This window comes from Alphaproteobacteria bacterium (genome assembly GCA_017302575.1).
Lineage (GTDB): Bacteria > Pseudomonadota > Alphaproteobacteria > Rickettsiales > UBA3002 > JAFLDD01.
On sequence record JAFLDD010000001.1, the window covers coordinates 1,362,686 to 1,378,285 of the forward strand.

Here is a 15,600-nt window from a genome sequence, read left to right on the forward strand (position 1 = left end):
TTTATTCTAGCAAAACTGCCCTTTTCCAGTGTGACGCTTTTGTGAAAGTTTGTTATTGTCTCGCAGCAGTAAACCCGATAGATTCAGGGTTCGTTTTACTCATAAATCATTAAGTATCAGGATGTTATGGAAAAGATTCCCATGACCGAGCTGGGTTTTGCCCGTTTGGAGAAAGAACTGAAAGAACTCAAAACCGTGCAGCGCCCTGCGGTGATTGAGGCGATTTCGGAAGCGCGCGCCCATGGCGATTTGTCGGAGAATGCCGAATATCATGCCGCTAAGGAGAAGCAGAGCTTCATCGAAGGCCGCATCATGGAACTCACGGCGATACTGTCACGTGCTGAGGTGATCGATGTCGTGGAGCATGCTGCCGAGCATATCAAATTCGGTGCGACCGTAACGGTGGTCGATGAAGAGACCGAGGAAGAAATCACTTACCAAATTGTTGGCGATTATGAGGCGGATATTACACGCGGTCTGATCTCCAACACCGCACCGATTGGTCGGGCACTGATTGGTAAAAAAGCGGGCACTTCCATTGAGGTAAATACGCCCAAAGGCGTACGCTTTTATGAAGTGTTGAAGGTTCAGTACAAATAGATGGAACCTCCTGTTCCAGTATGGGGTCTCGTGGATGATCGTACGGGGCATACAGGTCAGGTCTTGGGCGTCATTGGCAAGTTGGGAATGCCGTTTGTACTAAAACGCCTTGCCTTTAATTGGAAGACGCGCCTGCCACTCACTGCACCGTCCCTCACCACACTGGATGATTCGCACAGCGCGCCTATCGCACCACCATGGCCGAAGCTGGTGATTACCGCAGGCAGACGCACCATTCCGATTGCACGTTACATCAAAAAGAAATCGCCAAGCACCGTCATTGTGTATTTGATGTGGTCAAGTGCCGCACGTGATTTTGATTTAGTGGCCGTACCCAATCATGACGATGTGAAGGCTGCCGATAATATCCTCACCACCATTGCACCGCTACACGCCGTTACGCCAGAGACGCTGGCAGCAGCAAAAGAGGCATGGTTACCCAAGTTCCGCCAACTGCCGCGCCCATGGGTTGCGGTGACGATAGGCGGTAATACCAAACACGGAAAATATCGGGCGGCTGATTGGCGTGAACTCATCACCCGCGCGCGGGATTTAGCACCCACGGGAACATTGATGGTGACGACAAGCCGTCGTACGCCCAAAGAAGCATTGGACGTCATTGCACCACTTCTCGCGGGTGGCGCGCATATTCTGCATCGCTGGGATGCGGATAAGGACAACCCTTATCTTGGGCTGTTGGGCTGCGCCGACGCAGTGGTTGCAACGGGCGATTCGCTCTCTATGTGCACGGAGGCCTGTGTTTCGGGCAAGCCTGTCTATCTCTTCGCGCCAGAGCAGGTGATCCCCAAAAAACATGCGCGGCTGCACCAATCGCTTTATGAACAGCTATTAGCTAAGCCACTGGATAGCACCAGTTCTCTTGAGTGGAAACCCGCAACGATTATGGATGATGCGCGGCTAGTGGCCACTGCAATCAGAACGCGATTCCCGCAAATTCGTAGCTAGTTTCGTTTCCATTTTACTAAAATTTGTTTCCTGAAAACCCTGTTATTGGGGGTTGCGTGGGTAATTTGTATCCATATATTAACGGCGACAACCAACCCAATAGGAGTGATTCATGAGTGTACTCGTCGGCAAAGAAGCCCCAGATTTTACCGCTAGCGCGGTGATGCCAGATAACAGCATCAAATCGGATTTCAACTTGAAGACCCACATTAAGGGTAAATACGGCGTGCTGTTTTTCTGGCCGCTTGATTTTACCTTCGTGTGCCCATCCGAAATCATCGCGTTTGATAACCGCATTGAAGAATTCAAAAAACGCGGCGTTGAACTCATCGGTGTATCGGTAGATTCACAATACACCCACTACGCGTGGAAAAATACGCCCGTTGATAAAGGCGGCATTGGTAACATTCGCTTCCCAATGGTTGCGGACATCACCAAGTCAATTGCACGCGACTACGACGTATTGCTCAACAACGCTGTTGCGTTCCGTGGCACTTTCTTGATCGACAAGAAAGGCGTTGTGCGCCACCAACTCATCAATGATCTGCCGCTTGGCCGCAATGTTGATGAGACGCTACGCACGATCGATGCGCTCGCCTTCCATGAAGAGCATGGCGAAGTGTGCCCTGCTAACTGGAAAAAGGGTGATGCTGGTATGAAAGCTGATGCTGCGGGCGTTGCTTCTTATCTCAAAGAGCACGCAAAAGCGCTCTAGTTTTAATCGCTCCCGACTCAGTCTGCTTGTTTCGTAGGCTGAGTCGGGCGCTGACCTCCCCTACTTATGGAGTCTGATATGGCTGAACATCATACACCCGTCCTGATTATTGGCTCTGGTGCAGCAGGTTGCACAGCGGCAATCTACGCTTCTCGCGCGGCGCTTACGCCCATCATGGTGCATGGTATGCAGCCAGGCGGTCAGTTGACGATTACCACGGAAGTGGAGAACTACCCTGGCTTTGCTGAAGCCATTCAGGGCCCATGGCTGATGGAACAGATGGAGGCACAGGCCAAGCATGTTGGCACGCGCATTTTCCACGACTACATCAAAGAAGTGGATTTATCGAAGCGTCCGTTCCGCGCAGTCGGTGACTCAGGCGATGCGTATTACGGCGAAACGGTGATTATCGCGACTGGCGCATCGGCACGCTGGCTTGGTTTGGAATCAGAAAAGAAATTCCAGAATTTCGGTGTTTCTGCCTGCGCGACCTGTGATGGATTTTTCTTCAAAGGCAAAGATGTTGCGGTCATTGGCGGCGGCAACAGTGCGGTGGAGGAAGCATTATTCCTATCCAAAATCTGTAAGTCGGTAACGCTTGTGCATCGTCGTGATAGCCTGCGCGCTGAAAAAATTGGCCAAGACAGATTATTCAAAACCCCCAATATCAAGGTGATTTGGGATAGTGCCGTGGAAGAATTCTGTGGCACGGATAATCCACCCAACCTGACACATCTTAAACTCAAGAACCTCAAAACAGGGGCGATTTCTGAACTGCCTGTTCAAGGTACATTCGTGGCCATTGGCCATGAGCCTAATACATGGCTATTCAAAGACCAATTGCAAATGGACGGCGACCGCTACCTCGTTACCAAGGCAGGAACGACGCAAACGAATATTGCGGGGGTATTTGCAGCAGGTGATGTGCAGGATAAAATCTATCGCCAAGCAGTGACGGCCGCAGGTACTGGGTGCATGGCTGCACTTGAGGCGCAGAAGTTCCTTGAGCATCAGCACGCAATTTCACAAGCAGCTTAGGATTTTCCCCTACCGCCTGATAGCATCGCTTCTCTCGAATTTACTTCAACCAGTCTGGTGTGAGGTATTTCATTGCTGGTTGGATAGAAGGGTTCGGACTTGCTTAAGTCTTCGCTCCATCCATCCACCAATCTTTCCCAACGCGGCAGGTCGTGGTGATAGAGCCGCACATCTTCGCCATCACGCACGGTTTCATGTAGTGTTACGTATTTTGGAGCGCCATCATGGGCTTCAAAACAAATAGATTTGTCGGGGAATAATCGGAAATATTCCCAATTGCGGATAAAGGATAACTGGTTAGGAATCACATCAGCTATGTACTTCTTGCCTTTGGCCAATCGGCGCTCAAGATACCCTTCTATATCCCGTATAACGCCATAGGCCTCTACCGTATATCCGCGCTCTTTGGCGCGCCCGACAAAGTCGACGAGTTGTTCCCTGTTTTCACAATGGGTTTCAAAGATGATGGTTTTGCCTGAGTCCAACGCCTCACTAAATACCTTTTCTCGCGCATCTAAAAAGCCTTGAAGATTAGCACCCGATTTCTCTGAGTGCGACACAGGCATATGGTGTGTGGCGATATCCTTAAAGTCATTAAAACTGATGACATGACTATCGTCTGGTGCGCCAGAGAGTTTTTTTGCGTGTTTAAGCAAGCGTGATTTACCCGAGCCCGTCGCGCCAGCTACGAAGATTAATTTAGGGGTCTGTTCGGGCAGTTCATTGGTCATTAAATCCAGCTTATCCGCCATATATTAAAGATTTATGACATATGCTTAGAATGAAAGGCGTTCGCCGCTTGATTACCGAATCGCTTCTGTCTATATTGCGCCGCAGCAATGAGGGGCACTCATGGATTGGGACAAGCTGCGGATATTTTACAGCGTCGCCTTAAGTAAAAGCCTGACCAAAGCGGGCGAGTCACTCAACCTATCGCAATCGGCGGTGAGCCGCCAAATCTCCGCGCTCGAAGAAAAGCTTGGCATCGCGCTTTTTCACCGTCATGCGCGCGGGTTAATGCTTACCGAACAAGGCGAGATTTTATTCCGCACCGTTTCGGACATGGTGACCAAACTTCAAACCACAGAGAATGCGCTTTCGGAATCGTCAACGAAACCGAAGGGTCCTTATAAGCTAACAGCGCCCGCGACATTCACGAATATCTGGCTTTCCAAACAGATGAAGGAGTTCACCGACCTTTACCCCGACATTGATGTAACGCTGCTCAGCGAGGACCGCGAATTGGATTTGACGATTCGTGAAGCGGACGCGGCGATTCGCTTCTACCCTGCCAAGCACCCTGATCTGGTGCAAGTGCCATTGATGACACTTCATAACTCACTCTACGCATCCAGCGACTATTTACAAATGTACGGCACACCCAAATGCGTTGCTGACCTGAAGCATCACAAATTGCTCGGGTTTGATGCGTCCTTTGCCAGCCCCTTCCAAGAGGTGAATTGGCTTTATGAATTGCCAGAGGCCAAAGATCTGGGCCTTAAACCATTCTTCAAGGTGAATTCGCTATTTTCGTTACGCGTGGCAGTGAAACAGGGTATGGGGATTGCGCCGTTGCCAGACTATATCATGTATAAAACACGCCACATCGCGCGTGTGCTTCCTGAAATTCAAGGCCCAACGACCGAGACCTATTACATTTACCCCGTGGAGCTTAAGAATTCGAAGCGCGTTGCTGTGTTTCGCAATTTTATCGCCCAGAAGATTGCGGAATCCGGCTTCTAGTAATTTTAGTGCGCGCGTGCGGCGCGACCCTTACGTCCTCAACGGACGCTGAAGCGTCCGTTTTAAGTGCACTAAACCCATGGTTTAGTTAGATTTTCACCCGTTTCACAGCCCCTATCAGTCGCTTAGCGAATTCCGTATAATTTGATTGACTGGCACGTGAATTGCTCTAGGTTCCCCGTCCATTTGGCTTCTGGCCAGATGAACTGGTGCTTCGGCACCACTGGGCACTTGCCCGGTCGCCTGATTTTTCGATCGGGCGGGTAGCCTCCCTGTTATGCTCGCCGGGTGACAACGCCCGGCTTTTTTTATGGGCGGCGCTCTATCTGCACAAAACGCACTTCATTGCTATCAAGCGCGCGTCGTAATTTTGTGAGTGCAGCATCTGCTTTCGTGGCCTGCTTGAGATAGGCTGGCGGCAAAGTAAGAAGGCGCTGTTCGTCTATGCGCATTCCGCGCACCAACACATCCACACCCCATGCCAGCTCTCGCGCACCTAAAGTAATGCTGACTGGCTCGCTAGTGTGCGCAATGCGCTCACCTTTCGCATTGAATATGGTAACAGCCGCACGAAGCGTTGCACCACAGCGCGCTGGTTCTTTCTTGTCGTTGCCTGCTACGAGCGTTACCGCCGTTGCCGATAAGCTATCTGGTGACATGCTGACGTGTTTCTTCAGGGTGAGGTGGAACTTGATTTCACTGAAGTTACGTTTTTCTGGATCCGAATAAACCTGACTGGCTGGAGCATCGAGCACGCGTTGGCCATCCAACTTCATTCCGATCAGACCTTCATTGAGCGCAGCAAAAGGTGCCTTACCCACCATGAATTCAAGGGGCTTGGACTCATCATGCGACGCGTCGAAATTAGCGCCGTCTTCACGCGTTCCACGCAGCAGCACGCTTACGTCGTCACCACACTGCACGCCTGCACCCTCACCTACACTTACTTCTTTAATGTCGGCATCACCGATATAGCTTGGGTTAATGGCGCGATACCAGCGATCACCATCGACCAGCTTGCGGAGTGATTCATAGTCTTTAGGTTGCGTTGCTTGTGAAGTAACGGGGGCTTCTTTAGGGGCGCTTTCGGGTGGCTTTTGCGACTGGTTGCCCACGTAAATAATATAGGCCAGCAGACATACAAAAATCCAACTAATCCATTTTGGGAAAGGCATCATGGCATCGCTCCGTTACTACGAAGCGGGCATCTTACACATTAAATCGGAAATGGAAAACATCTCCGTCTTGCACGGTGTATTCTTTGCCTTCTAGGCGGAGTTTGCCTTTTTCTTTCGCGCCCGCTTCGCCATTACCGTCCACATAATCTTGGTAGGCAATGGTTTCGGCGCGAATGAAGCCCTTCTCGAAATCCGTATGAATGACACCCGCCGCTTCAGGGGCAAGAGCGCCTTTGCGCACATCCCACGCGCGGGCTTCTTTGGGTCCAACGGTGAAGAAGGTGATAAGATCAAGCAGCTTATAGCCTTCACGAATGATGCTATTAAGGCCCGTTTCTTTGAGGCCCAGATCTTTCAGGAATTCTAATTTCTCTTCGGCTGAGAGCCCTGCCATTTCCGCTTCGATTTGCGCAGAGATAATGACGGACGCCGCATTCTTTTCTTTTGCCATAGTCGCAGCTTTGGCGGAAAGCGCGTTACCAGCAGCAGCAGAGGCTTCCTCAACATTGAGTACATACATTGCGGGTTTGCTGGTGAGAAGTTGCAGTAATTTCACGCGTTTTGCTTCGTCACGATCTTTGGGCGTGTAGAGGCGCGCGGGCTTGCCGTCGCGCAGCAGCGCGAGAATAGGCTCAGCCAACGCAATCATAGCAGCAGCATCTTTGTCGCCGCCTTTGGCTTTCTTGGCACCATTATCGACGCGTTTTTCGAGGGACTCCATATCCGCCAAAATTAGCTCAAGCTCGATAATCTCTGCATCACGCAGGGGGTCGATGCTGCCTTCCACGTGCGTAATGTCACCATCTTCGAAGCAGCGCAGTACGTAGATAATCGCGTCCGTCTCACGGATATGGCTCAGGAATTGATTGCCCAATCCCTCGCCCTTACTAGCGCCACGTACGAGTCCTGCAATATCGACGAACTCAAGCTGCGTACCGATAATCGTTGCAGATCCAGCAATCTTGGCGAGCACATCTAGGCGCGCATCCGGCACGGCAACGCGGCCCACGTTTGGTTCAATCGTGCAGAATGGATAGTTCGCTGCCTCTGCCGCCTGTTGCGACAAGAGTGCGTTGAATAAGGTGGATTTGCCAACGTTTGGCAGTCCAACGATACCACATTTGAAGCCCATTTAGAATGCTCCCTGCTCCGGCCTGCTGGCCTACGCAATGGAGCGTGTTTCACAGCTCATGGCTGTCTCGCGCTCCTGCGCTCGAATAACGTTTATAAGATGACGATGGCTATAGATTATTCTGCCAAGAGTGCAAGCTTGCTCATGAGCGCGGCGGGAGAATGTTCCCAAAATAGCTGAATGTTATCCGCCAATGCATCAATCACGGGGTTGATGATGGGCTTTTCATCCTTACCAAAATTGCTCAATACGTGATCATGCACTTTGTCTTTATCGCCTGGGTGGGCGATGCCAATGCGAATGCGCCAATATTCTTTGCCGATCTTTTCGTCGATATCACGCAGGCCATTATGTCCGCCATGGCCGCCGCCTTGCTTGATGCGGACCTTGCCGAGGCTCAAATCCAGATCGTCGTGCAGCACGATAATCTGCTCGGGGGCGAGTTTATGAAACGCCATGGCCGCCTGTACGGATTGGCCAGAAAGATTCATGTAGGTTTGAGGCTTGAGCAAAATCAGTTTCTCAGTACCACGCGCGATACTAGCAGCTTCGCCATGGAATTTTTTGGAAAAGCTCGCCGTGTCCGCCAGCGCGTCCACCACCATGAAACCGATATTATGCCGATTGCGCGCGTAGGAAGTACCCGGATTACCGAGCCCTACGATCAGAAGCATTGCTTACTTCTTCTTGGCAGGTGCAGCAGCAGCAGGTGCGGCCGCAGCAGCAGCTTGCGCCGCAGCAGCGTTCGTTGCTGGAACTTCTGCCGAGGTCGGAGCAGCCGTTGCCACTTCTTCTTCAGCCATGCGGCCTGCGATAGAAGCAATGGTGAAGTCACGCTTAATCGCTGGCTTCACGCCTTCTGGAAGGGCGATGTTGCTGATGTGTACGGAGTCACCAATGTTCAATTCAGCAACGTTTACTTCGAGGTATTTTGGAATCGAGTTAACATTGCAAAGCAGTTCCACATCGTGACGCACCACGTTGAGTACACCACCGCGCTTAATGCCCACTGATTTCTCAGCGTTCAAGAAGTGGATTGGCACCCATACTTTTACTTGTGATTTCTCATCCACGTGCATGAAATCTGCGTGTTCGATCTTGTCTGACACTGGGTTGAGCGCGATGTCGCGTGGGATCGCGTGGAAGGTTTTGCCGTCTGCTTTTAGCGCAACCACTTTGTTCATGAAACCGCCACGGAAATATTCCTGGCTGATTTTGTTTGCATCGACCGTCAGGCTGACGCTGTCTTGCTTGTTGCCGTAAACCACGACAGGCACGCGACCTTCGCGGCGGCTTTGACGTGCGGTGCCTTTGCCTGCTACGGGACGAAGTGTTGCTTCAAATTCTACTTGCGCTTTCATGGTTTTCTCCAGCGTTTCTCTTAGGTTTTGGGCGCTTGCTTGCGTTAGGGGCGCGGGTATAGCAGGGTTCTTTTGCTAAAGCAAGGGGTTAGGGGCTGGGAATCTTCATTCTTACAATATGCAGCCTAATCAATGACTTATAAGCTGGCAGACGCCCTAATCAAACAAGCTCGACACAGAGGTCTCTTCCGAGATGCGCTTGATAGCTTCCGCCAGAAGGGGAGCGATACTGAGCGTACGTATTTTCTTACCGTTCTTTACCGTGTCTGGCTGCGCGATGGAATTGGTCACCACAACGGATGTCAGCGCTGATTTGCCAATACGATCAACCGCAGGGCCTGAGAGTACACCGTGCGTAATATACGCAGCGACCGACTTAGCGCCCGCTTTCATAAGCGCCTCGGCGGCGTTACATAGGGTTCCTGCCGTATCGACAATATCGTCGAACAGGATACAGTCACGCCCCTCTACATCACCGATGATGTTGAGCACTTCTGATTTATTTGCGCCTTCGCGGCGTTTATCGACAATCGCCAGATCAACATCCAAGCGGCTAGCGAGTGAGCGTGCGCGCACCACACCGCCAACATCAGGCGAGACTATCATGAGATTATCGAGGTTCTTGTACTGCTCCTTGATGTCTTCAACAATCACAGGGCGCGCATAGAGATGGTCTACGGGAATATCAAAGAAGCCTTGTATCTGGCCAGCGTGCAAATCAACACTCAATACGCGGTCGGCGCCTGCCTCGGTAATCAAATTTGCCACGAGCTTTGCCGTAATCGGTGTGCGGGGGCCTGGTTTCCTGTCTTGGCGCGCGTAGCCAAAATAGGGTAGTACCGCCGTGACGCGGCGCGCTGAAGCACGCTTGAGTGCGTCGAGCGTGATCAGCAATTCCATGAGGTGGTCGTTGGCGGGATACGAGGTGGACTGAATGAGGAACACGTCCTCGCCACGCACGTTTTCCATGACCTCAACGAAAATTTCCATGTCCGAGAAGCGCTTGATGGAGGCTTCCGTAAGCTTTACGCCCAGCACTTTCGCCATTTCGGCGGCAAGCTGGGGATTGCTGTTACATGCAATGAGTTTCATGAGCAGGAGTGATAGAGAGTTGGACGCGCAGAGTCAATGCTCTATCAATCTAGATTCGCAGGACCTGTATGGGCGCGCATGGTTTCCATTACCCTAGTGATTTCGGGCTCTGGCCAGTTCAGCTCTTTGAGCAAGCGGCTGGTCAAGCGCATCGCGCCTACATAAATTTCAGGGATAACGGCAGTAGCACCCGCTTTATAAAGCTTCTCGGCATCGTCTTCGTCTTTGGCGCGCGCAAAAATCGGGATTTCTGGATAGACCGCTCGTAATAAGTGAAGCGCTCGTTCTGTGTCGGCCATTTTGTGGAACGTGATGATAATGCAGCGCGCGCGGGTGACACCTAGGGCCTCGAGCACGTCGGGTCGGCTCGCGTCGCCGAAATAAACGGGGTGGTGGCGACGCCTGCCGCGTGTAACGTGACGCGGGTTCACATCCAGCGCGATGAAGGGGATAGATTCATACGTCATCACATCCGCCAAGATGCTGCCCATGCGGCCATAGCCCGCCATGACGATATGCTCTTTCATGTCACTGGCTTCTTCTTCAAGCTGTGGCAACGCATCACTGCGCGCACGCTTGCGCCATTCACGCTCCAGCTTTGTGCCCACCATATCGAGTAGCGGTGTGAGCGCCATGGTAACCGCAATGACTAGTAGTAAAAGCTGTGACTGGCCTTGTGGTAATACGCCAAGGGCTGCGGCCATTCCGAATAAAATGAATCCAAACTCACCCCCCTGTGCCATGATAAGCGCCGTGTGGCCCGAAGTCTGGCGATTACGACGGAAGAGGCGCAGAATGAAGTATAAAAGCGAGCCCTTAATCAGTAGCAAACCGCTTGATAATACCAGCACCGCTTGTGCGTGTTCGAGAATAAATGCGATGTCGATGTGCATTCCCACGGTCATGAAGAATAGTCCCATGAGCAGGCCCTTATAGGGCTTCACATCCGCCTCGACCTGATGACGAAATTCCGTTTCAGAAATTAGGATGCCTGCCAAGAATGCGCCCAAGGCCATCGAAAGCCCATTCATTTCCGATATATAAGAAATCCCCAGCACCACGAGCAATGTGGTGGCGACAAATAATTCGCCGTTATCTAACTTTGCGATATAGCGGAATAATGGGCGAAGCACTAACCGACCCACGATAATGATGATCGTTAATGCTACGGCGGCACGCAGTGCTGTTTGGGCGAGTGTGTCCGCAAAATCTGCGCCCTCTATTGCCATGAGCGGGACGATGATAAGAAGCGGAATTGCCGCGATATCCTGCAGAATAAGAATGGCTAGTGATAGCCTGCCCGTTTGGGTAGAGCTGGCGCGGCGCTCTTGTAACACCTGCAACACCAGCGCGGTTGATGATAGTGCCAACCCAAAACCAACCAGCAGCGCAATGTCGGTTTTGAAGCCTAGCTGAGTGGCGAGCAGACTCAACACCGCACCCGTCAGCGTCACTTGCGCGCCACCAATGCCAAAGACTTTAACGCGCATGGTTTTAAGGCGGTCCCACGACAGCTCGAGGCCGATCATGAATAGCAATAGCACTACGCCTAATTTGGCGATGGCCGCCATATCATCGACATCGGCAATCCACTTAAATCCGTAAGGGCCAATCAATGTCCCCGCCACCAAGTAGCCAAGCACGGGGCTTAATCGCAGGGCGCGAAACACCGTGACGATGCCTACCGCAGCAGCAAGCAACATGATGATATTGAGCAGTGGCGTGGTTTCCATACCCATGTTATGACATGGTCACATTATCTATGGCAACCACTTCCACATATGCACCCTGTGCATTAATTACGGGTGCGGCAAAACGGGTCGGACGCGAAGTCGCGCTGCATCTCGCATCGCGCGGCTATGATATTATTGTGCATTACCATTCTTCGGCAAATGAGGCGGAGAATCTGGCGAGCGAGATTCGTGCGCTGGGTCAACGCGCCCACGTAATTCAGGGCGATTTATCGCACGTGGATGTGGTGACGAAACTATTTGATGATTTACCCATCGGCCCCGTCACTCTTGTGGTTCACAATGCTGCGCGCTTTATTCGCGACACGATTGACTCCATGAAGCCCGACGTGCTGGAAGAGCATTTCCGTGTCAACGTGCTCTCGCCCTTACTGCTTACACAAGCATTCGCTAAACATTTACCGCCTACCCTTTCGGGCCACGTGATTACCTTGTCTGATGGTATGATGGGCTGGAGTGTTTCGCCGCAATTTTTCTCCTACGCCGCTAGCAAACTTTCGTGGCTACCATTGACGGATTTATTGGCCGCATCATTAGCGCCACGCATTCGTATGAACACCATTGCATTGGGCGCAACCTTACCTGGCGTGATGGATACCGAGAACACCTTCAGTAATCTTGCGAAGGTCAGCCCGCTAAAAAGCACTAGCAGCACCGAAGAAGTGTGCCGCACTGTCTCTTATATTCTGGATACAGCAAGCATCACGGGACAAATTTTCTACCTATCTTCAGGCATGCACCTGAGTGCGGAACGCTGGATGAAGGCGGAGTAGTCATGCGCGGCGCTGAGCAGATTAAGGCTGCGCTCAAAGATATACCTAATACTTCGGGCGTATACCGCATGCTGAATGCGGCGGGGGATATTTTATATATTGGTAAGGCAAAAAATCTTGCCAATCGCGTGAGTAATTATACGTCGGCAAGTGCGCTCTCGACACGCATCCTGCGCATGGTATCGCAGGTGGAGCGCGTTGAAATCACCACCACGCAAAATGAGGCAGAGGCGTTGTTGCTTGAGGCGAGCCTAGTCAAGAAACATCAGCCACGTTATAATGTTCTACTCAAGGACGATAAGTCATTTCCGTTTATCATTTTCTCCGATCACGTGTTTCCGCGCCTTAGCAAACATCGCGGCCGAAGCGCGCCAAAAGGCAGCAGATATTTTGGCCCCTTTGCATCAACAGGCGCCGTCAACGAGACGCTAGGGATTTTACAAAAAGCATTTTTGCTGCGCCCCTGCTCGGACAGTATTTTCAAAAATCGCTCGCGGCCATGTCTGCAATATCAAATCAAGCGCTGTTCAGCGCCTTGTGTAGGCTATGTCGATGAGGCGGGCTATGCGCAGCAAGTGGCGTTAGCCACCGATTTTTTGCGTGGCAAAAACCGCGACGTACAAGATGTGCTTGTCAAAGACATGGCGCAGGCTAGCGCGGCGATGGGTTATGAAAAAGCGGCGCTGCTGCGCGATCGTATTGCTGCATTGACCAAGGTGCAACAAGAACAAGCGCTACACGCCGTAGGTCTAGAGAATGCCGATGTTATCGCCCTGCATCGCGAGGGGGGTGCGGTCGTGGTAATGGTGTACTTCTTCCGCGCGGGGCAGCATTTCGGACAGCATGCGTATTTTCCAAAACAAGAAGAGGCGAGCGATAGTGAAATCCTACTCGCCTTCTTGGGACAGTTTTACCAACGTCATTTGCCGCCTGCAGAACTGTTATTAAGCCATGAGATTGAGGATGTGGCGGTGATGGAAGATGCCCTTTCGCAACTTGCCGAAATTCGCGTAGCGATCCGTGTGCCGCAACGTGGTGATAAGCGCACGTTGATTGAACAGGCCCTCAGCAATGCAGCGCTCTCACTTGCCCGCAACCTGAATGAACGCGCCTCGATTGCCAAGCATCACCTATCCCTGCAGCAGTTATTTGGCTTGCGTGAGCCGCCGCAGCGTATCGAGATTTATGATAACAGCCACGTGATGGGTACGCAGGCAGTGGGGGTTATGGTGGTAGCAACACCTGAAGGATTTGAGAAAAAATCCTACCGAAGCTTTACCATTAAAGATCCCGCAACGATTGCAGGCGACGATTACGGCATGATGCGCGAGGTCATGAAGCGGCGCTTCAAAGAGGGGGCGACACTGCCTGATTTAGTGCTGATTGATGGCGGAAAAGGGCAATTAAGCGCCGTATTAGAGATAACAACATCATTGGGCATCGAAGGCCCTGTTTTCGTGGCGATTGCCAAAGGCGAAGACCGCAATGCGGGGCGCGAATGGTTTTTCCGCAGAGATCATGAGCCGTTTCAACTGCCAGAGAATGACGCAACCCTGCATTACCTACAGCGGCTACGCGATGAGGCGCACCGTTTTGCGATTGGCGCACATCGCAAGAAGCGCAGCAAAACACTCACGCAATCAGCGCTGGATGACATTCCCAACATCGGTGCGAGCCGTAAGCGGGCGCTGCTATTGCATTTCGGTTCGCGGGCGGATGTGGAGCGTGCCACGTTAAATGAGTTGGAAAATGTTCCCGGAATCTCTAAGAAGATAGCAGCAACCATTTATGAGTATTTTCATGCTTAGCAAACCACAAATCCCTAACGCGCTCACCCTTGCCCGTATTGTGCTCATCTTGCCAATTTTATTCGTGCTGCATGAGCCTTCCTTGGCCAAGCAATGGATTTTCTGGCTATTTATCGTCGCGGCAGCGACCGACTTTTTTGACGGGTATTTTGCACGTAAGTGGAATGTGAAATCCGAATTAGGTGCGATGCTGGATCAGATTAGCGACAAGCTGCTTATTACTGCCATCCTTATCCCGCTTGCGCTTTATGGCGTAACCGGTGTGTTGACCTTACTGGTTATTGTACTGCGTGAAATTTATGTTTCTGGATTACGCGAGCATTTGGGTTTGCAGCAGCGCTCCCTGCCCGTTTCACGCGCAGGCAAATACAAGACTGCCGTGCAAATGGTTGCCATTGGCATCACTTTGGCAGGCCTTACCTTCAGTTTCCCTGAGTTCACCGTTTTTGATTATTATCTGGGCGGCAGCGCGCAGGTAGTAGTGTTGGGGAATATGGTGCTTGTCTTGGGCGCGATACTTGGTGTGGTATCGGCGATTCAATATAGCCTTGCGTTATACAAGAAGTCCTAAGAGCGCACGAGCTTACTATAATCATCCATAAGCTGCTTGGTCACAGGGCCAATGGTATATTTGCGTCCTGCGATTTCACCTACTGGGGTGATTTCCGCCGCCGTGCCCGTGAGGAAAATTTCCTGCGCGTTCTCAAGCTCGCTGGGCTGCATGTGACGCTCAACAACCTTGATGCCACGCGCGCGTGCCAGATCGATGATCGTTAGGCGCGTGATGCCATTCAGGAAGCAATCTGGTGTTGGCGTATGCAATTCGCCATTAATCACGAGAAACAGGTTAGCGCCCGTTGCCTCGCACAAATAGCCACGGTAATCGAGCATCAGCGCGTCATCGAATCCGTCGCGCTCTGCTTCGTGCTTGCTGATAGTGCAAATCATGTAAAGACCCGCCGCTTTACTAGCGCACGGCGCAGTTTCAGGCGAAGGACGCTTGTAGTTGGCCAGTGCCAAGCGAATGCCTTTTTCCTTGATTTCTTGCTTATACATGGTTGGCCATTGCCACGCCGCAATCGCAACATGAATGACGTTCTTTTGTGCGCTAATGGCCATCATCTCGCTACCGCGCCACGCGACAGGGCGGAAGTAACCATCCACGATATTATTTACTTTCATTACTTCTTGCTTAGCGGCCATCAACGCATCCACTGAATAGGGAATGGTGAAGCCCAACAATTGCGCCGAGCGATGAAAACGCTCCGTGTGCTCGCGGTCCTTGAAGATCTTGCCACCATAGGCACGCTCGCCCTCAAACACGCTGGAGCCATAATGCAGACCGTGCGTCAGCACGTGTGTTTTGGCGGCGCGCCACTCCACCATTTTTCCATCTAACCAAATGAATCCATCGCGATCGTCGAATGAAGGTGCTGACATAGT

Annotated in this window: 16 protein-coding genes; 8 read left to right on the top strand and 8 right to left on the bottom strand. The window is 51.7% G+C overall.

All coding sequences use genetic code 11. The annotated features are described in order from the left end of the window. Window positions 1-126: 126 nt before the first annotated feature. The 4 genes from greA (at window position 127) to trxB (ending at window position 3,319) form a co-directional block, all read left to right on the top strand. Window positions 127-600, top strand: a complete 474-nt coding sequence (gene greA / locus J0M34_07025) for a transcription elongation factor GreA (GenBank protein ID MBN8543998.1) — start codon at window positions 127-129, stop codon at window positions 598-600. Next, complete coding sequence (locus J0M34_07030) at window positions 601-1,566, top strand: mitochondrial fission ELM1 family protein (GenBank protein MBN8543999.1); 966 nt, start codon at window positions 601-603, stop codon at window positions 1,564-1,566. It begins immediately after the preceding gene. A 112-nt stretch (window positions 1,567-1,678) separates the two neighbouring features. Further along, window positions 1,679-2,281, top strand: coding sequence for a peroxiredoxin (locus tag J0M34_07035; GenBank protein ID MBN8544000.1), 603 nt, complete (start codon window positions 1,679-1,681; stop codon window positions 2,279-2,281). Window positions 2,282-2,359: 78 nt separating this feature from the next. After that, a complete protein-coding gene (gene trxB / locus J0M34_07040; protein ID MBN8544001.1) occupies window positions 2,360-3,319 on the top strand; it encodes a thioredoxin-disulfide reductase in 960 nt (319 codons plus the stop codon). Here trxB and J0M34_07045 read toward each other — a convergent pair. Continuing rightward, the gene (locus tag J0M34_07045; GenBank protein MBN8544002.1) at window positions 3,316-4,050 is read right to left on the bottom strand and encodes a zeta toxin family protein; all 735 of its coding nucleotides are present in this window, start codon (window positions 4,048-4,050) and stop codon (window positions 3,316-3,318) included. The two genes, trxB and J0M34_07045, sit on opposite strands and share 4 nt — an antisense overlap. A 121-nt stretch (window positions 4,051-4,171) precedes the next feature. Between J0M34_07045 and J0M34_07050 the strand changes: the two genes are divergently transcribed. Then, a complete protein-coding gene (locus J0M34_07050; protein ID MBN8544003.1) occupies window positions 4,172-5,062 on the top strand; it encodes a LysR family transcriptional regulator in 891 nt (296 codons plus the stop codon). A 308-nt stretch (window positions 5,063-5,370) separates the two neighbouring features. Here J0M34_07050 and J0M34_07055 read toward each other — a convergent pair whose 3' ends face one another. The 6 genes from J0M34_07055 to J0M34_07080 all read right to left on the bottom strand — a co-directional run bounded on the left by J0M34_07055 (window position 5,371) and on the right by J0M34_07080 (window position 11,558). Then, window positions 5,371-6,240 (bottom strand): FKBP-type peptidyl-prolyl cis-trans isomerase, encoded by an 870-nt coding sequence (locus J0M34_07055; GenBank protein ID MBN8544004.1) that lies wholly within the window; start codon window positions 6,238-6,240, stop codon window positions 5,371-5,373. A gap of 31 nt (window positions 6,241-6,271) precedes the next feature. Beyond that, on the bottom strand, window positions 6,272-7,372 hold the full coding sequence (gene ychF / locus J0M34_07060) for a redox-regulated ATPase YchF (GenBank protein MBN8544005.1): 1,101 nt from the start codon (window positions 7,370-7,372) through the stop codon (window positions 6,272-6,274). A 116-nt stretch (window positions 7,373-7,488) separates the two neighbouring features. Continuing rightward, window positions 7,489-8,046, bottom strand: a complete 558-nt coding sequence (locus tag J0M34_07065; GenBank protein MBN8544006.1) for an aminoacyl-tRNA hydrolase — start codon at window positions 8,044-8,046, stop codon at window positions 7,489-7,491. Between the two features lie 3 nt (window positions 8,047-8,049). Beyond that, window positions 8,050-8,733 carry a 50S ribosomal protein L25/general stress protein Ctc gene (locus J0M34_07070; GenBank protein MBN8544007.1) on the bottom strand — a complete coding sequence of 228 codons (684 nt, stop codon included), beginning with the start codon at window positions 8,731-8,733 and terminating at the stop codon, window positions 8,050-8,052. A 156-nt stretch (window positions 8,734-8,889) separates the two neighbouring features. Further along, window positions 8,890-9,825: a ribose-phosphate pyrophosphokinase gene (locus tag J0M34_07075; protein MBN8544008.1), complete on the bottom strand. Its 936-nt coding sequence runs from the start codon at window positions 9,823-9,825 to the stop codon at window positions 8,890-8,892. 44 nt (window positions 9,826-9,869) lie between these two features. Continuing rightward, the gene (locus J0M34_07080) at window positions 9,870-11,558 is read right to left on the bottom strand and encodes a cation:proton antiporter (GenBank protein ID MBN8544009.1); all 1,689 of its coding nucleotides are present in this window, start codon (window positions 11,556-11,558) and stop codon (window positions 9,870-9,872) included. A gap of 14 nt (window positions 11,559-11,572) precedes the next feature. On the opposite strand from J0M34_07080, the gene J0M34_07085 reads away from it, so the two are divergent. Genes J0M34_07085 through pgsA form a run of 3 tightly spaced genes read left to right on the top strand, consistent with a single transcriptional unit; the run spans window position 11,573 to window position 14,728 of the window. Continuing rightward, window positions 11,573-12,349: an SDR family NAD(P)-dependent oxidoreductase gene (locus J0M34_07085; GenBank protein ID MBN8544010.1), complete on the top strand. Its 777-nt coding sequence runs from the start codon at window positions 11,573-11,575 to the stop codon at window positions 12,347-12,349. 2 nt (window positions 12,350-12,351) lie between these two features. After that, on the top strand, window positions 12,352-14,157 hold the full coding sequence (gene uvrC, locus J0M34_07090; GenBank protein MBN8544011.1) for an excinuclease ABC subunit UvrC: 1,806 nt from the start codon (window positions 12,352-12,354) through the stop codon (window positions 14,155-14,157). Next, the gene (gene pgsA, locus J0M34_07095; GenBank protein ID MBN8544012.1) at window positions 14,150-14,728 is read left to right on the top strand and encodes a CDP-diacylglycerol--glycerol-3-phosphate 3-phosphatidyltransferase; all 579 of its coding nucleotides are present in this window, start codon (window positions 14,150-14,152) and stop codon (window positions 14,726-14,728) included. Before uvrC ends, pgsA begins: the two co-directional genes overlap by 8 nt. On the opposite strand, the gene J0M34_07100 is transcribed toward pgsA, so the two are convergent. Beyond that, window positions 14,725-15,597, bottom strand: coding sequence for a branched-chain amino acid aminotransferase (locus J0M34_07100; protein MBN8544013.1), 873 nt, complete (start codon window positions 15,595-15,597; stop codon window positions 14,725-14,727). The genes pgsA and J0M34_07100 overlap by 4 nt on opposite strands. Window positions 15,598-15,600: the final 3 nt, after the last annotated feature.